This is a genomic window from Nocardia sp. NPDC051321 (genome assembly GCF_044455225.1).
Classification (GTDB): Bacteria; Actinomycetota; Actinomycetes; order Mycobacteriales; family Mycobacteriaceae; genus Nocardia.
The window spans coordinates 447,834-468,358 of record NZ_JBITEM010000008.1; the positions used below are offsets into that span (position 1 = coordinate 447,834).

Genomic DNA, 20,525 nt, shown 5'->3' on the forward strand with positions numbered 1-20,525 from the left:
GCATTCCGTCCAGCGACACCGCCCGCGGATCGCACTGGCCGCGTGGCAAGGCGTCGTCATAGTCGGTCGTAGATCGCGATCAATCGGTCGAGGACCTCGGTGGCCGATCGCAGCGCGTTGATGTCCTGGTCGGCGAGTTCCTCTCGCAGGGCGGCGGACATCGCCGCCATACGTTCGCGGTGGCGGGTGCGTCCAGCATCGGTGAGGGAGACCAGTACCGAGCGCTTGTCATCCGTGCAGCGTTCCCGGGTGACGTAGCCCGCCGCGACGAGGCCGTTGATCAGTTGAGTCGTTGCGGCGCCGGTGGTTTCCGTACCGGCGGCCAGCTGGCTGATGGTACGGGGGCCCTGCTCGGAAAGTACGCGCAGGGCCCGGGCGTGGGTGAGGGACAACGCCTCTGGTGACCTGGTCGCGCGCCCGCGCAGGCGGGAGTCCGCCGCGCTGAGCCGGTAGGCCAGGCGAGCGAGCTGGTCCAGGGCGGCCGCGCGGGCCGGACCGGACGGTTCGGGCACTGTGTCTCCTGTCGCAGGGTCGGGAGGTCGACAGCTATCATAACATAAGTACTTACTGGATAAGTACTTATGTATGTGTGGTCCACCACGATGACCGGACCACCGACAGCACCGGCGATCCCTAATGGTGGTCGGGCGCAGTCCCATTCGCGCTCGAGCGGCTACGAGCCGAAATCGATGAGAAGGAACGGAATCAACAGAGTGCGCACGCTCGGACCCATTAGCGATGAAGACGTCCAGCACATCAGCCCAGGGATTCGCTGGTTGGGAGCATTCCATGAGTTGCTGGTTTGACTGTGCCGTGGCGACACGGTGTCTGCTGGTGTGGTGTGTTCGCGGCGGGTGGATCGGGTTTCGAAGGAGGGATTGTGATGGCTTGGAGTACGCGTGAGATCGCCGATCTTGCCGGTACCAGTGTGCGGGCGGTGCGGCACTATCACGAGATCGGTTTGCTGGCCGAGCCCGAGCGGCGGTCCAACGGTTACAAGCTCTACGGTGTGCCGCACCTGGTGCGCCTGCTGCGGATCAAACGCCTTGTCGATCTGGGTTTCTCACTGGCCCGGATCGCGGAGATGGGCGATATGACCCACCATCCCGAACAAGCACTGCGCACCTTGGACGCCGAGCTCGCCGCGACCATCGAACGGCTGCAACGCATCCGCACCGAACTAGCCCTGACCCTGCGCCAGGCCACACCGACCGACCTACCACCCCCACTGGCCACAGCCGCGGTCGAAGTGGACCTCTCCGACGCCGACCGCGCCCTCGCGGTCGTACTGACCCGCGTACTCAGCCCCACAACACTCGACACCTACGCCGACATGCTGCAGTCCTACTTCACCCACCCCGCGGTCACCGAATTCGGCCGGCTACCCGCCGATGCCGACAACCGCACCCGGCACGAATGCGCACAACGCCTGGCCCGGCTCGTGCGCCAACTGTTCGGAAGCCACCCCGACCTCGCAGACCTCACCGCCGGAGCACCCCGGGGAGCACAGGTCGCCACCGAAACAATCGGCCTAGCCCTGAACGAGCTCTACACCCCCGTCCAACTCGACGTACTCCACCGCCTCGCCGAACTACTAGCCCAGGATTCCAGCGAGGAGCACTGACCGGACTGTGCAATTCAGCCACCACCCATCAAGACGAGGAAGTACCCGTATGACAGTGACATTCGATGCGATCAAAGACGATTTCTTTCGGTTCACCCGGGAGATCGTCTGGTCCACTATCACTTCGGTAGGCAATGACGGCTGTCCGCGTTCACGGATTCTGCATCCGTTGTGGGAGATGGACGGCGACCGACCGGTGGGGTTCATCGCAACCGGTAAGACGTCGGTAAAGGTGCGCCACTTGGCGGCGAATCCTGTCGTGGCGTTCTCGTATTGGAGCCCCGCCCAGCATGTCGTGCAGGGCGAAGCCGTCGCGACATGGGTAGAGGACGCGGTGGTGAAGAAGCGCGTCTGGGATCTGTTCATGACCACGCCGCCGCCGCTCGGATACGATCTGCGGCTGTTCTCACCGGGCCCGGACAGTCCGCAATTCTCGTTGCTGCGACTGGATCCCGAACGCGTCCAGGTGCTCGACGGGGCAGGCTTTCTCCCGACTTTCGTGCCTGGCACGTCGGATCGCGTCTGCTCGACTGCCTGCTCGGCGAGGCCGCGCGACGAGGAATGACCACCGTGCGGCTCGACACCGCCCGGTTCATGGTGGATGCCCAACGGTTGTATCGCTCAAGCGGATTCGCCGAACGGTCACCCTACCCGCAGACGGAAATACCGCAGCGGCTCCAGGACTACTGGATCTTCTTCGAGTTACGGACGCATGGCCTCGTCGACGAGGGCGGCGATGACATCGTCGATGCCCGGACCCGACTCGGTGGGAAGCTGATTCAGGATGATCGTCACCGCGCGGGCGCGGGTAGCGCCGTTGGCGGTGTAGAAGCCGGGGATGCTCCCACCGTGGCCCCAGGTTTGGACACCGGAGACGGTGGTGCGGCCGAACAGCCCTAATCCGATCCGGTCCGGTGAGTGTGGGTCGGCAACCGTACGTTGCATCTCGGCCAGTTGCGCTGGGGGTACGACCGTTCCAGACAATAGTGCGATGAAGAAGCGGTTCAGGTCGCGGCCAGTGGAAACCATGGCCCCGTCGGGCAGACCACCGTTGGGGTCGATATCGGTGATGTCCACGCGCCCCCCGTCGGCCTCGAGATAGGCCCGCGGGTGGGGGCCGCGGATGACACTGTCGATCGGGTACTGCGGCCAGTAGGTGTCGTGCAGTCCCAACGGGCCGATGATCCGTTGGGCCACTTCGACATCGACTGCCACGCCGGTCACCCGTTCGATCAGTTGTCCGGCCAGCAGGTAGTTGGTGTTGGAGTACTCGAAACTGGTGCCGGGGGAGAACGCGGTGGGTTGATCCAGACCGAGCCGGATCAGGTCGCTGATCGAGTGGGATTGCGTGAGTGCTTCGACGGAGTCGAGATCCATTCGCGAGAGATAATCCGGGATTCCACTGCTGTGCTGCAACAGATTTCGGACGGTCACCCGATTGCCGTCGCCGCCGGGTCCGGTGACGATGCCGGGGAGATAGCGCGCCACGGGAGCGTCGAGTTCCACGCGGTTCTCCGCGACCAGTTGCAGCACGACCGAGGCGACGAATGTCTTGGTATTGCTCGCGATCCGCGCGCGGGCGGCGTCGGGGAAGACGGCTCCGGTGGTCGTGTCGGCGACACCGCTGGTGAGTTGGACGTCATGGCCGTCGCTGGTGAGCACCAACTGCGCTCCGGGAACACCGGCGTCGCGCACGAGCTGATCCAGCAGTGCCTGCAGACGTGTGGGTGATTTCGGTATGCCGCCGGAGGCACACGCACCGATGCCAGCGGGTACGGCCAGCACTAAGACTGCCGCCACGGCGATGGGCCACTTCAATTCTCTTTACCTCCAACACATTCCAACGGCACGCAAGAAGGTTTGCGTCGCCGCCACCTGCCGGGATGACGTTGGCCTCGAGCCGTTCGAGCAATGCCGTAGCTCTCGGCATTCGCGTACGCTGTCGGCGATCTGCTGTGGTGTGCCCGCCATACGGTCACCGAGGAGTCGTTATCTCGAAGCGCTGATCGGCAAGCCCGGCGCGATGGCCGGGCGGTGCCGATGTTGTAGCGCCAGAAGAAGTTACGGCTCAGCCGACCCGAGCGGCGTTGCTCATATGCCGCAACACTCGTCCCAGCACTGCGGGAGCGAGGATCGTGTCCGGGGTTTCGGTCAGCTGGAGCACGCTGATGACCGCGGCGGCGACCACTTCGTCGGTCGCCGCCGCGCGGGCCAGGCGTGTGATGTAGCGGTCGAGCAGTCTGCTCTCGAGGGTCGGCGTGACACCGGAGGCGGTGAAGCGCATATCCGACCTGGTCGCGAGCGTCCAGGCGGCGTCGACCGGGCCGGCGACCGCGCGAAAGAACCGCTGCGCCACATCGTCGGGGCCGGCTTCGAGCAGATCGCGCAGGAGCGCGGCCGAAACGGCGGCGATCGTCATCCCATGCCCGTACACCGGGTTGAAGCTGCACACCGCGTCGCCGACGACCAAATATCCGGCCGGGAATTCGTCGAGTTCTTCGTAATGGCGGCGGACACTGGCCGGGTAGCGCATCTTCACCGGATCGGTGATACGCGTCGCGGTGCGCAGGAATTCCGGGAAATCCTTGCTGGGGAGCGACTCGGCGAAAGTCAAAAGGGTGTCGTCGTCCATCGGTGGTTGTTCGCCGAAGAGGCCGCCGATCGTGAGGATGAACTCGTCGTGCTCCTGGGCGAGCAGGAATCCGCCACGGGGGGAGCCGGGGAACGGGCTGATGATCGTGCCCGGCCTGCCGTCCAAGTGGTGCGGCTCGCGTCGATACGATCGCGTCACATACGTCGTGTCGACGGTCATCTTCGTTTCCCGCGGCGCCTGGAAACCCAACTCGGCCAGCCAGATAGCCGACCGTGACGCGCGGCCGCTCGCATCCACCACGAGATCGGCCGCCAGCTCGGTGGGTGTGGCGCCGGGCGCGCGCGACGCGACACGCACACCGGTGACACGGCGCCGGTCCACCGACGCCAGCGGGTTCAGCACGTCACAGTTGTCGACGATGGTGACATTCGGCAGGGCGGCAACACGTTTCCGCAGTACCGATTCGAGAAGCGGGCGGCTCGACACCACGCCACGTCCCCGCTGCGGCAGAGCCTGGATCCGGTGCCCGTCGAGATACCAATCGACACCGGACCGGAACGCGAACGCACCCGCGGCCACCATATCGTCGCCGAAGCCGGGAAACAGCGTCTCGAGCGTGACCGAACCCCCTGCGAGCAAGGAATGCACGTGCTTGTCCTGCGGTACGGCACGCCGGTGCTCGGCGCCGCCCGGGAGCACGTCCCGCTCCACGACGGTGACCTTCGCGTAGGTCTCCGAAAGTGCGCGCGCGGCAGCCAGTCCCGCGATACTGGCGCCGATCACCACGGCGCTCTCGGTAGTTTTGATCATTGAGGCATCACTGGCCATTCGAGCTCGGTTTCCGTTCCGTTCGTAGCGGTGACCAGCAGCCTGTCGAAAGGGCGTCACGGCGACGCCGGGTTGTCGTACGCCCTGGCGTGTGAGCCGCGCAAAACCAACTGGTCGTACGCAACGGTATTGCGGAACAAAGGTTTCGGGGCCCGGCCGAACAGCTGGATAAGCCATCTACTCGGCCGGAACGAATCGGCACCCGGTGGGCGCGCCGGTGATTCGGCCGGGTGGTGGCGGTCTGTGGCGTGATGGGGGATGGAAACATCTCATCAAGTTGGCCTGGCTTGACCACGCCGTCGCGGCATGGTGTGCACTCCCGCAAGAGGTTTCCACGACGACCAGGAGTCACCATGAATCAGTACCCCGCTCCGCCCCCGGTATCGCAGGACCGTCAATTCGCCCTCGGTCAGCATCTTCGCTTGTCCATCCTCATCTCGGCCGAGGAATCCGGTGGCCAATTCGACCTGAGTGATGTCACGTTGCCCGGCGGAGCGTGGACTCCGTTGCATCTGCATACGCGCTACGAGGAGCGGCTTTGGGTGATCTCCGGTGCGCTGACCGTGTGGGCGGGGCCGGACACGTTCACACTGGGGCCGGGCGACTTCTACGCGATTGCGAAGAATACTCCGCACACCATCAATGCCGGCCCTGATGGTGCACGTGCGATCAATCTGACCAATCCCGGTAAGTTCGCCGAACTCATCAGCCGGAGTGGCACACCTGCGCACTTGGCGACGCCGGAGACCGAATGGGATATGGCTTCATTCCAAGCGGTGACCGACGAATTCGGCGACGTTATACTCGGCCCGCCCGGAATGACCCCGGCCGAGCTGGATTCGACGGGCGTCAATAACGAGCCCGGCACGACGAAAGCCTGAGGGCGACAGCAAGAATGAGGAAGCGGTCTCCAGATAGGCGACCGCATCCGCGGTGTCGCTGGGTTCTCCTATCCGGCCGCTGGCGAATGCAGTGTCAGGGTGCGGCTCTAATACCGAATGTGGGGGTGCGCTCGCCCCAAAATAGAAATCGACTACGTGCCCCCGGTTTCGGGGCCAAGCGTCTGTTCGCGCAGTGGCCACCGCATCGACGCCGGGGAACCCATCAAGTCGAGTTATCCAGTGCGCGTCTTGACGGTGCCCCCACGGCATACCAGACAGTGTCTTTCGGGACAGGAACGACAGGAGTCGAATTTTCATGTACGACGTCATCGTGGTCGGCGCGCGCTGTGCTGGTTCACCATTGGCCATGCTGCTCGCCCGCCGCGGGCACCGGGTGCTGGTGGTCGACCGGAATGCTTTTCCCAGCGACACTCTCTCCACGCACTACATCCAGCAGCTGGGAATCGCTCGGCTGCGCGATTGGGGTCTGCTGGACAAACTCGTGGCCACCGGCGTACCGCCGCTGCGCCGATTGAACTTCTCGCCGACACTGCGCGGATTCGCCGAGATCGAGGGCGTCACCGAGACCTACGCGCCACGTCGGACCGTGCTCGACGAGCTGCTGGTCGATGCCGCGCGCGCCGCCGGCGCCGAAGTGATCGAGAGGTTCACCGTCACGGACCTGATCTGGGACGACGGACGGGTCGTCGGTGTCCGAGGCTCTTCCGGCGACACCGGCGAGCAGCAATTTCGTGCGTCCTTCGTCGTCGGCGCGGACGGCCGCAATTCCACCGTGGCGGAACTCGTCGGCGCTGAATACCACCGAGTGGTACCGGCTTCCACTTTTTGCTCCTACACCTATTACGACGGGCTGGACTGGGAGCCACAAATCAGGGCCGGATCCGAGCCGCAGGCGTTCGGCAGTTGGCCCACCAACGACGGCAGGCACATGGTCTCTGTCGTGCGTCTGCTCGACCGGTACCCGGAATTCCGCGCCGATGTGGCAGGCAACTTCCAGCAGGTAATCGATCAGGTCCTGCCCGAGTACGGCGCCCAGCTACGCGACGCCGAGCGCGCCGAACCGTTTCGCACACTTCGCTATCCGGACAACTACTACCGTCGCTCCGCAGGCCCCGGCTGGGCGCTGGTCGGCGACGCCGGTTACCACATTGATCCCCTGACCGGGTGGGGTATCTCCGACGCGCTGGTCTACAGCGAACTGCTTGCCGACAGACTGCATGCGGGCCTGTCCGGCGCGCAACCCATCGATAAGGCGCTGCGAGAGTACGAACGACTCCGCGACGAACGCACCACCGACACCTTCCAACGCACCTGCACGCTCGCGCAAATGAAACCTGCGCCCCTCCAATCGGCCGTGGTCAAGGCTGCCAGCCGCAGTGAACTGGGACGGAACCAGTACCTCACCCTGAGCGGCGGCGGTATGAAAAGCACCGAATTCTTCGCTCGCGACAACCTGCAAGCCCTGTACGAGGCGGCAGGCATGCCCGCCGCCGATCGTCTGTTTCCCACCGAATCCCGCTAGGAGGAATCTGCCGTGCGCATCGGCATTACGCTCGACTACCAACAGACCGGGCCGGACGGAATGTCGCGGTTCGTCGACGATCTGCGACAAGCCGTCGAGGAGGGTTTCGAATCCGCTTGGCTGCCACAGATGTTCGGCATGGACGCGCTGACCGCACTCGCGGTGGGCGGCAGCCAAGTTCCGGGAATCCGGCTGGGCGTCGGGGTCGTGCCCACCTATCCGCGCCATCCCGGCGTACTCGCGCAACAAGCCCGCACCACCGCGCTTGCGGTCGGGCCGGGGCGGCTGAGTCTAGGTGTAGGGGTGTCGGGCAAGTTCGTTGTCGAGCAGATGTACGGCTACGACTACGCCAGACCGGTGAGGCACCTGAGGGAGTACCTGTCGGTGCTTTCGCCGTTGTTGGACGGACAGGCGGTGTCTTACACCGGCGAAACGATCCGTGCCAACCTTGCGCTGGATGCGATGGGGGAGGAGCGGATACCGGTGCTGGTGGGTGCGCTGGGCCCGCAGATGCTCGAGCTGGCCGGTCGCCACACGCACACGCGCCTTGCTCGCGGAGCTGGCCGCCTGAATCGGTCGAAGTTGAGGCGGGGCGCCGCCCGGCACCGGGCGCGGGGAGCGGTGAGTAGCGGCCGCGGCAGTCATGATCGGCTGGGACACGGCTGCGACATGATGGAGACGCCGTTTCGACACTGGTGCGGCAGAGTGCATGTCATGACGCGGGTTCGGTCATCGCGGGATGTTCGGGACAGTACGCGAGGATCGCATCTGCCTGCGTTGGACGGTTTGCGGGGTCTTGCGATACTCGGGGTGCTGTTGTTCCACACCGGTCACCTTTCCGGAGGTTTCCTCGGCGTGGATCTGTTCTTCGTGTTGTCCGGTTACCTGATCACAGATCTGCTGTTGCGGGAGATCGCCGTGAGTGGCACGGTATCGCTGATCGCGTTCTGGGGCAGGCGGATTCGCCGACTGCTGCCCGCGCTGGCGACGATGTTGGTGGTCATCACGCTGCTGGTGTGGGCGGTAGGTCCGGTGGATACGGTGCGGACGACGCTATCGGACGGCCCGTGGGTACAGCTGAACCTGATCAACTGGCATCTGCTCGCGGAGTCGGCTGGTTACTGGGATCGTTTCGGTTCCGTAAGAGTGTTCGAGCATCTGTGGAGTATCGCGATCGAGGAGCAGTTCTACCTCGTGTGGCCTGTGCTGGTGCTGATATCGGCTCGCTGGATACGGCGGCCGCACCGAGCGGTTGCGCTCGGTGCGGCGCTCGGCTCGGCGGCCGCACTGGCTGTGATGATCTGGCTGGCCGATCCGGCGGATCCGACGCGGGTCTATACCGGCACCGACACCCGCGCGTTCGCACTGTTGCTCGGCGCGTTGGTAGCGACGGAACCGGTGCGTGCCGCGCTGGCCCGAATGTCGGGTGAGTGGACCGGTGCGATTCTGGTGGTGGGGGCGCTAGGGATCGGCGCGATGTGGGCGCTCGCGAATGGGGTGAACTCGTTGTGGCTGTATACCGGCGGGCTCTTCATACATTCGCTCGCTTGTGCCGTGCTGATCGGATCTTGTGTTCGGGAGTCGAACACAGTGGTCGCCAAAATTCTGGCCTGGCAACCACTGCGGTGGCTGGGCTTGATTTCCTACAGCCTGTACCTGTGGCACTGGCCGGTTCTCGTGCTGCTGTTCCCACATCGGCCCGTACCGATGGCGTGGAGCGAGACGATCGCTGTCTGTGCCGTGACGGTCGTGCTGGCGGCATTGTCGAAGTATCTGGTGGAGGACCCCATTCGATTCCGCGCACGCTGGGCTCGGGGGCGCGCTGGGCTGATGGCGTTCGCAGTGCTCACGATCGGTCTTGCGGTGCTTTGGCTCATGGTCCCCGATCCCGCTCCGGTCACCATCGATATCACCGAGCTCGGATGATCATCGGATCGGCGGGCAGGTTCGTTGTTTGTCCGATTCCGGAGTGGGCAGGGTGAACCGCACCTGCACGCGAGTGCTGGTGGACCCGCCTGCCTGCACCTGCACTCCCAGTGCGGTGCAGACGATCTGATCGATGGCCAGCGGGGTGAGGTCATCGATCGTCCATGGCACCCACAACCGGATCAGCTCGGGCGTGGTTTGCACGGGGACCCTGGTCTCGGTGTCGGTGGGAAGGGCGGTGTGCAGATCGGTGGGGCCGGGCCCGGTCAACAGCAGTGACATCGCCTCGGCGAGCGTGCCCAGCTGCCCCGACTGCCGCAGTTGCGGTCGAAGTCGATCGTGGTCGTCCAGGAAATACAGCGTCACCCCGGGCGCCACGCCCGTCGGCGCCTGTCCCGCATCCATCACCTCGGACGGCTGCACTCCACAGCCCGCGGCCAGCAAAACCAAAACTGCCGAGCAGATTCGCCTCACGTGTTCTCCCGATTTCGTGGCAGGTGCAGGAGGAACCGTGCACCACCGCCGGTGCGATTGCCCGCGGTGAGGTCGCCGCCGTGCAAACGGGCGTTCTCGCGGGCGATCGCCAGCCCGAGCCCGCTGCCCAGGGTGCGGGTGCGGGCGGCGTCGGCTTTGTAGAAGCGGTTGAACACGTGTGGCACTACCTGCTCGGGCAGGCCCGGTCCGTGGTCGGTGACCTCGATCCACACCTGTTGCGGAGATCCCGTGATGTGTAGTTGCACAGGGGGTTCGCCGTGTTCGAGCGCGTTACCGACCAGGTTGGCCACGATGACGTCGAGCCGACGTCGGTCCAGAGGTACTCGGATCCGGTTCTGCGCCAGCAACTGCACTCGATTCAGCCAACCCCGGGCTCGCAGGCAGTCGCGCACGGCCTGGGCCACGTCGGTCTGCTCTACCCGCAGATGCGCCGTGCCCGCGTCGAACCGGGACACCTCCATGAGATCCTCTACCAACCGGACCAGTCGATGGGTGGCCGCGACCGCCATCTGCGCGGACTCGCGGTCATCGGGCGCCATTTCCTCGGCTGCGGCCGCCCATACCTCCACCACTGCCGTCAGCGTGGTCAGTGGGGTGCGCAGCTCGTGGGAGACATCGGCCACGAATCTGCGTGCGTCGGCCTGCATCTGCTGCATCGCGGCCACTGACGTCTGAACCGACTCGGCCATCTCGTTGATCGTGCCGGTCAGCTCGGCCAATTCGTCGGCTCCCTGCGGGGGCGATCGCGCGTCCAGGTCACCGGCGGCCAGGCGCTGCGCGGTGTCGCGTAGCCTGCGCACCGGCCGCAGCACACTGCCCGCGGCCAACAGGGCCAGCAGGATCGACAGCGGCAGGGCCGCCGCGGCGGTAGCGACCGCGGACCGGGTGAGCGCGTCGACCTGCCGTTGGACGTCACTGAGGTCGTGCATCGCATACACCTCGATGCCGGAGCCGGCGCGGGTTCCGTCCGGTCCGGTGATCATGATCGGCATGCCGACCAGCAGCCAGCGCGTGCCGTCCGCGGAGATACGCTGTGCGACAAGCCGATTTCGGGTCCGTACTGCGCTGTGCAGGGTGTCGGCGGCCAGCGCGGTGTTCGCGCTGTCGGTGGATCGCGAATTCTGGTATGTCACCAGCGTGTCCGGGCCGAGGGCCGCACGGAGTCTGTCCAAGGTGTCCTGGTCCGGCGGGTAGGTCAGTTGTGGTGCCAGCGCCTCTATTCGGCCGGCGACAGTCTCGATGAAGCGCTGCTGGGTGCCGGCGACCAGCGCGGCACTCGCTTGTGCGGCGCTGGCCCAGGCCGCCGCGGCGGCACCGACCACTGTCACCAGCACGAAGGCGATCAACAGCCGGGAACGTAACCCGCCGGGCCACAGCCGTCGGATCATGCCGAACGGAACCGATAACCGAATCCGCGCACTGTTTGCACGTAATGTGGCGTCGCCGAATCGGTCTCGATCTTCGCCCGCAAACGCTGCACGCAGTTGTCGACCAACCGGGTGTCACCGAGGTAGTCGTGCTCCCACACCTCTTCCAGGAGCTGCTGTCGGCTGAACACCCGTCCCGGAGCGCGGGACAGAGTCATCAGCAACCGTAACTCGGTGGGTGTCAACATCACTGGCTGCCCGCGCACCGTCACCGTCAATGCGACAGTGTCGATGCGCAATTCGCCGTGCGTTCGCACTTCGTCGGAGGCACCCACGCTGCGGCGTAACACCGCACGGATCCGCGCGTCCAGCACGGTCGGTTGGACCGGCTTGATCACGTAGTCGTCCGCGCCCGCCTGCAGACCGCCGACGATATCGAAATCGTCGCCGAGCGCGGTGAGCATGATCACCGCTACGTCGCTATCGGCCCGGATGCGACGGCATACCTCGAAGCCGTCGATGCCTGGCAGCATCACGTCGAGGACAACCAAATCCGTGACACCTGTCCGCAATTCGCTCAACCCGTCCTCGCCGGTGTCGGCGGTGTGCACATCGTGGCCGTGCCTGCGCAGCGCGAGCTGCAGGCCGCGCCGCACCATGGGATCGTCTTCGATGAGCAGAATCGCAGCCACCGCTTCAGTATTGGGCAGTCCGCAAGTCCTGGTGAACTCTGCGACAAACTTGCGACACGGCGGCGACGGGGTCGGGATGAAACGGCGGCACCGTCGAAGCCATGATCAACGCATCCCGCGTCGCCGCCGTGACCGCGACGCTCCTGCTGACGGCCGCGTGTGCCGACCAAAGCACCACCAGCGCAACCTCTCCCGGCGCACCGGCCGCCCCCGGGGTGTCGAAGGTGCTGTTTCTCGGCGACTCGGTCGCCGCAGGGGAGGCGATTGCACTGCGCGCGGCGTTCGAGGCGGGCAAGACCGAATTCCAATCCCTTGCCGCCGACGGCGGTGGAAATGTGGTAGGCCCGTTCTCCGAGGAGAACTGGAAGAAGCTACCCGACCAGATCGCCGCGGCAAAGCCCACTGTGATCATCTACCAGCTCACCACCTTCGACTGGGGCAGCCGGCAGGATCAGCAGGCCGCCTACGGCAAGCTTTTGGGGACGGCCACCACCGTTGGTGCGAGACTGGTCTTCGTCACCATGCCACCGATCAAACCCGACGAGTTCTACCAGCCCCACACCGCCGAGCTGGACCAGGCTCCGAACGCGGCCCGAGCGGTCGCGGCGCAATCGCCTGCGCAAGCCGCCATGCTCGACGCCGACAGCGTATGGGGCAGCAGCTACCAGCAAATCCGGGACGGCAAGCCGGACCGCAGCAGCGATGGGATCCACACCTGCCCGCAGGGCGCGGCCCGCTTCGCCAGCTGGCTGCTTCACGAACTCGCCGAGTTGTTCCCCGGTTTCACCCCCGCGTCACCGCAGATCTGGGCCAACACGGGTTGGTCCGGCGACAACCGCTTCAAAGGTTGCTGAATTCAGCGTGGCGCAAGGCTGTTCAATTCGTCGGCATACAGGAGCGCGGCGTCGAACTCCATTCCGGTGAAGTGGCCGGCGAGTTCGAGGGACAGCACACCGTGGGTTCGGGTCCAGAACGACAGGGCGCGGTGCACGGTGGTGACCGGTATGGAATCGTCTGGGGCCCAATGGCGATGGTGTTCGAGGTTGGCGTCGAACGGTGTCGCCTGCTCGTCGATGGGCTGCGCGGCGAATGCCTCGATCAACACCGCCATGATCTCCTGGGCAATCGAAACGGTGTCGTCGGGGGCACGATAGCCGGGGATCGGCGTGCCGTAGGTGAGAAAGTATCGTTGAGGGTCGGCCAGCGCCCATTCCCGCGCGGCGTCGGCGAGTCCGACCACGTCCGCGCCGGAGTCTCGGGCCGTGCGGAGGGTGTCGGCCAGGCTCCGATAGGAATCGCGAATGAGCGCGGTGATCAACTCGTCGCGGCTGGCGTAGTACCGGTACAGGGCGGGCCCGCTCATGCCCATGCGCTTGGCGATCGCCTTGAGCGACAGCGCGGACGGACCGTCGGTAGTTATCTGTTCCCAGGCGCACTGCTTGATCTCTGCCTGCATCTGCACGCGGTAGCGCTCGCGTGGACTCTTTACCGGCGTGTTCGTCACGACTGCCCCCTTTGCCTCGCTGTCCACTAGCAACGTTAGAGGCTATCACTTCGATGATTGCCTCAAACCGAATCTTATTATAGGCTATAACTTAAGTAATCGGCTATTATCGAAGTCTGATCGGCTCAGTGACAAGGAATGAACAACAGTGACCGACAACCACCCTTCCGATGCGCCGGACGCGCAGTCCGCCCCCGGTGCCGCTGGCCGCGGCAGGCGGACAACCCTGCTCGGAGTCATCCTGACCGCCGCCATGAGCGGTACGCGACCGTCTCGCATGCCCTCCCCGGCGGCCCATCGGCGCGCGTCCTGACCAGCACTCTCGCCAGCTGGCGGGCCGCCGGGCGGAGCCGCCGCGTAAGCCCGACCCGGCGCCTCATAGGCGGAGTTTCACCATGTGCACGGCACCGCTGATGTGGTTGGGCGGGAGGGGGTCCGGTGTGGGGAGGAGCCGGTAGCCCGCGTTCTGATACATGCGGATGTTGCGTTCGCTGCGGGCGCCGGTGAACAGGATGAATTGTTCGATGTGCGGGGGTGCGAGAGTTTCGATCAGGTGCAGCAGCTGGCGACCGATTCCCCGGCCGGTGAGGTCGGGCGCGACCATGAGTCGGCCGACGTGCCAATCGCTGCCTTCGACCTGGCCGCGTACCGCGGCGACCAGACGTCGGTGTTGTCGCACGACCAGAGTCGTCGATGTGGTCGCCCACGCCAGTACCTCGTCGTGGGTTTCGTGCAGCGGGGGGAGGTCGAGCATGTCGTTGAGCACTGCCTCGGGGACCCAGCAGCATCGTTGCAGGACAACGAGTTCGGCGAGATCGTCGGCGGTGAAAGTGGACAGTGTGGAGTCAGGAAGTACGTTCGACAGGGCGTCGGGGGATAGATCTGTCTGGTTCGGCGACTGTGCGGCCATGAGCAATTCCTAATCGGTCGTGCGGATGGACAATGCGGCGGGGGCGTCGACTCTGAGCTGTCGTCGGTTGGGTGATTCCTGGAGTTTGCCGACGCGGGACTTCTCACGAAAGAATGGCGTGCATGCTGGCCACGAGTCAGACGGGTTCGAGGTCGAAATCGTAACTGGCGCACAACAGGCCGTCGCCTAGACGAACAGTGACGAGGATGAGCTCGTCCTTGGTGGCGCTCGCGACATCGGAGTCGAGCCAGTCGCCACCCTGGAAGTACAGCTGGGTGGTGATCTGCCGGTGTCCGGTAGCGCAGACGATCAGGTGCAGGTGGGCCGGGCGCCAGGAATGCCAGCCCGCGGCGGTGAGGAGTGCGCCGGTTGGGCCGTCGGTGGGGATCTGGTACGGCGCGGGCCGGACGGTGGTGATCTCGAACCGGCCCTGCTCGTCGGTGGTGATCACGCCACGGAGGTTTCCGTCGGGGATGTGCGGGGCGAAGCCGGAGTAGTAACCGTCGGCGTCGGCCTGCCAGATGTCCACTTCGGCGCCGCCGAGCGGGGTTCCGTCGAGGGCGCGGACCTGGCCGGTGAGGACGAGGGTGTTCACCCTTCTCGTCGTCACGCTGCGGGAGGGTAGCCGACGCGGGCAGGTGTTTCTGGCCGGGCAGGTAGTAGGGGCCCTCGATGGTGCCTTTGGTGCCGTGCTGCGTGCGTTCGGCAACCTTCTCGACCTCGTGCTCGACGAACACATCGAGGAACAGCGGCCATTCTCCGCCCTCGCCGAGGTCCATCATCCATTGCTCGGCCCTCCGGAACTCCGGGTAGGTGACCTCGTGGTCGCGGATCACACCCCGGACGGCGTCGACGAGGGCTTGCACGACGGTGCTGACCCGCTGCCGGTCGGCGTGGGCGGGACCGCTCCGGGCGACGCTGGCACGGAAAACAGCAGTGGCGTTCGCGCCGGACCCGGCGGCAGTGGGTGACGCTGGGGAGGTGGTCATAATGTGCTCCTGAGGACCGTTACCGGGAGAGGAATTTGCGACGGCAGCCAGTGCCTGGTTGGGCTGCGGCGAGATCGGGTGCCTTGTGCTGCCGCACTCGGCACGGTCTCCGTCGACTCGACCGACAGTGTCGGCCGTGCCGTAGCGGCATGGTCAAGCATCCCGGTCGCGAGGAGAATCTCGCTCGAATCTCTACCCAGGTCGTCGCAGTGAGCACGGAGAACGACGTTGCACCATGCCGAGCCGGTCCGACCTATCCTCGTCCGGACGATTCACGGACTGGTGAAATGACCGCGTTCAGCGCGACTGCTGACGGGGCGCTCTGTGATGTTTTGTTGCTGTCGATAATCTCGCTCTCATGGTGTTCGACTCCGCGCGTTTCGATACGCGGCCGGTGGCCGATTTCGATATGACTCGCTACGTTCGGCAGACGTATTGCAGTTGGGAGGATTCCGGCTGGCGATCGCTGCTCGTGCAGCGGCTCGAGCATGTCCCCGTGGTCGAAGATATGGAATGGCCGGGGACGGCGGATTTGCATCTGGTGGTGCCGGTCGCGGGGCGGGCCGTAATAGAGACGCGCAGTGCTGGCCGGGAGCGGCGCTGCGTGTGGGCGCGGGGCCGGCTGGAATTGGGGATCCCGGATCGGCCCGTATTTCGTCGTTATCGGGGGGAAGGTGCGATGCGCAGTGTGGTGGTCCATATTCCGCGGGGCACCGTGGATTCGGTTGCGGCGCAACTGGGTAACTGCGCGGTGGATTTCGACGCCATGGCCGCGTCGTTGTCCGCAGGGGACCCGCTGATCGAGGAGACCGTCCTGGCGCTCGGCGGCACAGGCGGGGTTGACGACCTGTATGCCGAGGCGGCTGCGGTCTTGTTGACCGTGCACTTGCTCACCCGCCATACGCGATTGCCGGTCGATCAATCGCCGACGCGTGAGGATGCACGCGTACGTGCGGCCATGGCGATGATGCGCGAGCGGCTGGCCGATTCGATCACCTTGGCCGATATCGCCGATGAAGTGCACCTCAGCGCCCGCCACTTCCTGCAGGTCTTCAAGGCGGCGACCGGGACGACACCGTACCGGTACCTCAGCCGGTTACGCATCGACGAGGCGAAACGGCTGTTGCGCGATACCGATCTGACACTCGGCCAGATCGCGGCGAGGTGTGGCTTTGCCGACGCCAGTGCGCTGTCGGCGGCCTTCCTGCGGCACACCGGGACGCGACCCTCCGCGTTCCGCAATTATTGACCCGAAGACCGGAATCTGGAGCATCGGCCAGGGGATAGCCAGCGCCTACGGTGCCTTCGGGGGACGCCGTTCGCGAGGAGGGATGGTTATGGCTTGGAGCACACGCGAACTCGCCGAACTCGCTGGCACCAGTGTGCGGGCGGTACGGCACTACCACGAAATCGGACTGCTGGACGAGCCCGAGCGACGAGCCAATGGCTACAAATGCTACGGCGTCGCCCACCTGGTGCGCTTGCTCCGAATCAAACGCCTTGCGGATCTGGGCTTCTCACTCGCCCGAATCGCCGAAATGGGCGAGGCCACCGAGCATCCTGCCCAAGCGCTACGTGCCCTGGACACCGAACTCGCCGCGACCATCGGCCGGCTCCAACGCATCCGTACCGAACTGGCACTGTCGCTGCGTCAAGCCTCGCCCACCGACCTCCCACCGCGACTGGCCGCGGCCGCCGTCGCGGTGAACCTGTCCGACGCTGACCGCGCCTTGGCCGTCGTGCTGAGCTGCGTGCTCAGCCCCGCGAGCCTCGATGCCTGCGCCGACCTGCTGTGGACCTACTTCGCGCATCCCGCGGTGACCGAATTCGACGGTTTGCCCGCCGAACTCGACGAACACGCCCGGCACGACCTGGCCCACCGGCTCGCCCAACTCGTCCGCACAATCCGCGATAGCCACCCGGATCTGGTGGATCTCACCGTCGGGGCGCCGCGAGGCGCGAGGGTCGCCCTGGAAACGATCGGCCTGGCCTTGACCCAGCTCTACACCCCCGCTCAACTGGCGGTTCTCCGTCGAACCGTGAACCTGCTCGCGACCGAACCCGTTTGACAGGCAGTACTGCTGGAGTCGCTCTGATCTTGGATCCCTGGTGGCTGTCAGCTGTTGACGCGATTTGACCATGTCGCGGCGGCATGGTTTTGACTGTCATGCGAGGCGGTGAGCGTGGCTGACGCCCGGTTGTCGATACGTGAAATGGATAGGCGCACCTGGACGCATCCGCATGCGTGGGCTCGTTGGATCGACGCGTATTTCCGGGCAGGGATTGTGCTGGTCACGCCGTAATAGTCACCGGTGGGAGCGGCGGAAACGGAGTGGCGGCCGCAAGACCGGACGAAGCAGGAAGGAATCGGATGTGCAGGTCAGCTAGTTCAAGGCAGCACGCGCTGAGCGGCGGATCCGACGGCATCGCACTCATCGAGCTGCTTACCCGTGACCTCGAACTCGTCCCCGGAGAAGCCGGAAGCTCTGTGCTGCGGGCGGTGGTGTACATGCAGGATCAGATGGAGCGGACCGTGACTCTCGCGGAGCTGGCCGTTGTGGCACGATTCAGCCCCTACCACTTCTTGCGAATGTTCAAGCGAGCCACCGGCCACACACCGCACCGCTATCTCACCCTGCTGCGCATCGCTGAGGTCAAACGACTGCTGGAACGGGGCGTCACGGTCGTCCGGGCAGCACAACTGTGCGGATTCTACAGCGCTGCACACCTTTCCGCGGTCTTCGTCCGCGAGACCGGCGTCCGCCCGTCACGCTGGCAACCGTCAGGTAAGCCAGCGAGGACGGCGTGAAGTTCTGATAGTGCACGGTGGTTGGATGATCGGTTTTGATCGATCTTCGAATCAGATTCTGCGGCTTCTTGACGCACGCGGAAATTTTTGTTTGACTCCAAGGGCGTCGAGCAGTATTCGACGCCCGAGGTGCGCCCAGCCGGTAATCGGTGAACAACCTGAGCCCGGCCCCAGTCGCCAGGACGGATTCTGATTCCGTCCGAGGCGGGGTCGCCACCCGCAGTAGTCAGTGGGACTCAAGATGAGCATCAATCGTGTTCGGAAATCGGCTGCAACTGCCTTGGCTATCGCTTGCGTATCGATCGTCCTCCTCGCTTCGGCCGGGCCGGCATCCGCTGCACCACCCGTGGTACTTCCGACGCCGCATGCCGAATTCGATTACCAAATCGGCGCGCCGTACACCCCGCCGCCCGGCGTCAGCGTGATTTCGCGTGACTACACCACGGAGCCGGTGCCCGGCGTTTACAACATCTGCTATGTGAACGCATTCCAAACCCAACCAGGCGCCCAGGGACAGTGGGATCCAGATCTCCTGCTGCGCAACGAGAACGGTGACGTTATCGAGGATGGGGGATGGAAGGGCGAGGCGATCCTGGATCTGCGCGAGGATGGTAAGCGCAAGCGCATCGCCGACAAGGTCAACGGCTGGATCGATATGTGCGCCGCGAAGGGTTTCCAGGGTGTCGAACCCGACAATTACGACAGCTACGAACGGTCGCAAGGTCTGTTCTCCACGAACGAGGCGCAGCTGTTCATTCAGCTGCTGTCGGCGCACGCGCACGATAAGGGATTGGCGATCGCGCAGAAGAACACCTCCGATCTACTCGGCGCCGCCCGAAAGAACGGCCTCGACTTCGCCGTCGCCGAAGAATGTGGGCAGCACGGTGAGTGCGACAAATACGCGGCGGCTTTCAATGATCATGTGGTCGTCATCGAATACACTGCCGAAGGTCTGGCGAATGCATGCGCAAATTTCAAGGACCGGCTGAGTATTGTGCGGCGCGACAAGATGGTGACCGCGCCCAATAGTGGCGAATATGTCCGCGAAACCTGCCGCAAGTGAATTCGGTGACCACGCTGAATCGTCGCACTGCACTTCGCGGCGGCGCCGTGATCGCGCTTGGCATGGTTTCGGCGGCGTGTAGTGGCGGATCCAAAGGCGGTGTCGGGCCGGACGGTCGGGTGACGATCCAGCTCTGGCACGGGCAGAACGAACGAAACCGTGTGGTGGTCGAAGAACTGGTCGCCGATTTCGAACGGGCATATCCGAGCATCCGGATCGACCTGGGCGGCGGTGGCGTGGTCGCCGACGAAATGCTGCAAAAGGTGCTGGCGGCCTTGGCTTCCGGGGCCTTCCCTGACATCGCTTACATATTCGGTTCGGACCTGGCCAGCATCGCCCGCAGCCCGAACGTCGTCGACCTCACCGACGCATTGCCCGGATGGAACGACCTCTGGAAGCCGGTGCAGACCGCGGTGACCCTCAATGGCCGGGTGCGTGCCGCTCCCGCTTTGACCGATTCCCTTGCGGTGGTCTGCAACAACGCGGTATTCGCCAATGCTGGTGTCGCGCTGCCGGTTACGGGGTGGTCGTGGAAAGACTTCACCGATATCGCCCGCAAGCTGACCGATGCCGACCGCGGGACCTTCGGGACCGGCTGGCCCGGCGTAGGCGACGAGGACACCACGTGGCGGCTCTGGCCGATGGTGTGGGATCTGGGCGGAGAGGTGATCGCTGCCGACGGCAAGACCGTCGGGTTCGCCGACGTCGGCGAGCGCGCGCTACAGGTGGTTGCCGATCTCGCCCGGGATACGAGCGTCTATATCGACGCCAAACCGGGTACCGAACAGATGTATCAGGTGTTCAAGTCGGGGCTGATGGGCATGGTGGTCACCGGACAGTGGCAGCTGGCCGAGATCATCGACGCGAAGGTGGACTTCACCGTTGTCCCGATGCCTAGCTTCAGCGGGGAACCGATGACGATTTCGGGTCCGGACACCTGGACACTGTTCGACAACGGCACGGCCCGGGTGCACGCGGCACGGACATTCGTCAATTGGCTCAACGATCCTCAGCAGGACGTGCGCTGGGATATCAGGGCAGGCAGCCTGCCGCTCAGCCGGCCGGCGCAGGCGCTGCCCGAATGGCAGCATCAGGTCGAAGACATCAGGGGCCTCGATGTGTTCAGCCGCGCCTTGGCGTATTCGCGAGCCCGTCCGGTGCATCCGGCCTATCCACAGGTCTCTCAGGCGTTGGGCCAGGCAATTGTGTCTGTTCTGTACGGCCGACGTAGTCCAGCGGAGGCATTGCGGCGTTGTCGCCGCGAGGCCGATGCCGCTTTGCATATTCCCCGTTGAGGAGTC

The 20,525-nt window shown here is 65.0% G+C and carries 19 protein-coding genes and 1 pseudogene; 11 read left to right on the forward strand and 9 right to left on the reverse strand.

Annotation, left to right across the window (positions count from 1 at the left end; genetic code table 11):
• Window positions 1-56 precede the first annotated feature (56 nt).
• Entirely contained in the window at window positions 57-512 is a 456-nt protein-coding gene (locus ACIA8C_RS21685) for a MarR family winged helix-turn-helix transcriptional regulator (RefSeq protein WP_397137334.1), read from the reverse strand.
• Between the two features lie 371 nt (window positions 513-883).
• Here ACIA8C_RS21685 and ACIA8C_RS21690 point away from each other — a divergent pair, with 371 nt between their 5' ends.
• Together ACIA8C_RS21690 and ACIA8C_RS21695 are read left to right on the forward strand one after the other, a co-directional pair.
• The gene (locus ACIA8C_RS21690) at window positions 884-1,624 is read left to right on the forward strand and encodes a MerR family transcriptional regulator (RefSeq protein ID WP_397137336.1); all 741 of its coding nucleotides are present in this window, start codon (window positions 884-886) and stop codon (window positions 1,622-1,624) included.
• Between the two features lie 49 nt (window positions 1,625-1,673).
• Window positions 1,674-2,189 (forward strand): pyridoxamine 5'-phosphate oxidase family protein, encoded by a 516-nt coding sequence (locus ACIA8C_RS21695; RefSeq protein WP_397137338.1) that lies wholly within the window; start codon window positions 1,674-1,676, stop codon window positions 2,187-2,189.
• Window positions 2,190-2,326: 137 nt separating this feature from the next.
• Here ACIA8C_RS21695 and ACIA8C_RS21700 read toward each other — a convergent pair whose 3' ends face one another.
• Both ACIA8C_RS21700 and ACIA8C_RS21705 read right to left on the reverse strand, forming a co-directional pair.
• Window positions 2,327-3,442 carry a serine hydrolase domain-containing protein gene (locus tag ACIA8C_RS21700; protein ID WP_397137340.1) on the reverse strand — a complete coding sequence of 372 codons (1,116 nt, stop codon included), beginning with the start codon at window positions 3,440-3,442 and terminating at the stop codon, window positions 2,327-2,329.
• Window positions 3,443-3,692: 250 nt separating this feature from the next.
• Complete coding sequence (locus ACIA8C_RS21705) at window positions 3,693-5,027, reverse strand: NAD(P)/FAD-dependent oxidoreductase (RefSeq protein WP_397137342.1); 1,335 nt, start codon at window positions 5,025-5,027, stop codon at window positions 3,693-3,695.
• Between the two features lie 440 nt (window positions 5,028-5,467).
• On the opposite strand from ACIA8C_RS21705, the gene ACIA8C_RS21710 reads away from it, so the two are divergent.
• The 3 genes from ACIA8C_RS21710 to ACIA8C_RS21720 all read left to right on the forward strand — a co-directional run bounded on the left by ACIA8C_RS21710 (window position 5,468) and on the right by ACIA8C_RS21720 (window position 9,395).
• Window positions 5,468-5,926: a cupin domain-containing protein gene (locus ACIA8C_RS21710; protein ID WP_397137344.1), complete on the forward strand. Its 459-nt coding sequence runs from the start codon at window positions 5,468-5,470 to the stop codon at window positions 5,924-5,926.
• 316 nt (window positions 5,927-6,242) lie between these two features.
• A complete protein-coding gene (locus ACIA8C_RS21715; protein ID WP_397137346.1) occupies window positions 6,243-7,469 on the forward strand; it encodes an NAD(P)/FAD-dependent oxidoreductase in 1,227 nt (408 codons plus the stop codon).
• 12 nt (window positions 7,470-7,481) lie between these two features.
• Entirely contained in the window at window positions 7,482-9,395 is a 1,914-nt protein-coding gene (locus ACIA8C_RS21720; protein WP_397137348.1) for an LLM class flavin-dependent oxidoreductase, read from the forward strand.
• Here ACIA8C_RS21720 and ACIA8C_RS21725 read toward each other — a convergent pair whose 3' ends face one another.
• The 3 genes from ACIA8C_RS21725 to ACIA8C_RS21735 are packed head-to-tail and all read right to left on the reverse strand — an operon-like array spanning window position 9,396 to window position 11,949.
• A complete protein-coding gene (locus ACIA8C_RS21725) occupies window positions 9,396-9,845 on the reverse strand; it encodes a hypothetical protein (protein WP_397137350.1) in 450 nt (149 codons plus the stop codon). It abuts the gene before it with no gap.
• Window positions 9,846-9,865: 20 nt separating this feature from the next.
• A complete protein-coding gene (locus ACIA8C_RS21730) occupies window positions 9,866-11,278 on the reverse strand; it encodes an ATP-binding protein (protein ID WP_397137352.1) in 1,413 nt (470 codons plus the stop codon).
• On the reverse strand, window positions 11,275-11,949 hold the full coding sequence (locus ACIA8C_RS21735) for a response regulator (RefSeq protein ID WP_397137354.1): 675 nt from the start codon (window positions 11,947-11,949) through the stop codon (window positions 11,275-11,277). The genes ACIA8C_RS21730 and ACIA8C_RS21735 overlap by 4 nt, the downstream gene beginning before the upstream one ends.
• A gap of 101 nt (window positions 11,950-12,050) precedes the next feature.
• On the opposite strand from ACIA8C_RS21735, the gene ACIA8C_RS21740 reads away from it, so the two are divergent.
• Complete coding sequence (locus ACIA8C_RS21740; RefSeq protein ID WP_397137356.1) at window positions 12,051-12,803, forward strand: SGNH/GDSL hydrolase family protein; 753 nt, start codon at window positions 12,051-12,053, stop codon at window positions 12,801-12,803.
• Between the two features lie 2 nt (window positions 12,804-12,805).
• Here ACIA8C_RS21740 and ACIA8C_RS21745 read toward each other — a convergent pair whose 3' ends face one another.
• The 3 genes and pseudogenes from ACIA8C_RS21745 to ACIA8C_RS21755 all read right to left on the reverse strand — a co-directional run bounded on the left by ACIA8C_RS21745 (window position 12,806) and on the right by ACIA8C_RS21755 (window position 15,352).
• Window positions 12,806-13,453, reverse strand: coding sequence for a TetR/AcrR family transcriptional regulator (locus tag ACIA8C_RS21745; protein ID WP_397137358.1), 648 nt, complete (start codon window positions 13,451-13,453; stop codon window positions 12,806-12,808).
• A gap of 376 nt (window positions 13,454-13,829) precedes the next feature.
• Window positions 13,830-14,363, reverse strand: a complete 534-nt coding sequence (locus tag ACIA8C_RS21750; RefSeq protein WP_397137360.1) for a GNAT family N-acetyltransferase — start codon at window positions 14,361-14,363, stop codon at window positions 13,830-13,832.
• Between the two features lie 136 nt (window positions 14,364-14,499).
• Window positions 14,500-15,352 (reverse strand): annotated as a pseudogene (locus ACIA8C_RS21755) (dioxygenase).
• 358 nt (window positions 15,353-15,710) lie between these two features.
• On the opposite strand from ACIA8C_RS21755, the gene ACIA8C_RS21760 reads away from it, so the two are divergent.
• The 5 genes from ACIA8C_RS21760 to ACIA8C_RS21780 all read left to right on the forward strand — a co-directional run bounded on the left by ACIA8C_RS21760 (window position 15,711) and on the right by ACIA8C_RS21780 (window position 20,519).
• Complete coding sequence (locus ACIA8C_RS21760) at window positions 15,711-16,601, forward strand: helix-turn-helix domain-containing protein (protein WP_397137362.1); 891 nt, start codon at window positions 15,711-15,713, stop codon at window positions 16,599-16,601.
• An 82-nt stretch (window positions 16,602-16,683) separates the two neighbouring features.
• A complete protein-coding gene (locus tag ACIA8C_RS21765; protein ID WP_397137364.1) occupies window positions 16,684-17,421 on the forward strand; it encodes a MerR family transcriptional regulator in 738 nt (245 codons plus the stop codon).
• A 302-nt stretch (window positions 17,422-17,723) separates the two neighbouring features.
• Window positions 17,724-18,161, forward strand: coding sequence for a helix-turn-helix domain-containing protein (locus ACIA8C_RS21770; RefSeq protein WP_397137366.1), 438 nt, complete (start codon window positions 17,724-17,726; stop codon window positions 18,159-18,161).
• A 241-nt stretch (window positions 18,162-18,402) separates the two neighbouring features.
• On the forward strand, window positions 18,403-19,224 hold the full coding sequence (locus tag ACIA8C_RS21775) for an endo alpha-1,4 polygalactosaminidase (protein WP_397137368.1): 822 nt from the start codon (window positions 18,403-18,405) through the stop codon (window positions 19,222-19,224).
• Entirely contained in the window at window positions 19,221-20,519 is a 1,299-nt protein-coding gene (locus ACIA8C_RS21780) for an extracellular solute-binding protein (protein WP_397137370.1), read from the forward strand. Before ACIA8C_RS21775 ends, ACIA8C_RS21780 begins: the two co-directional genes overlap by 4 nt.
• Window positions 20,520-20,525 lie beyond the last annotated feature (6 nt).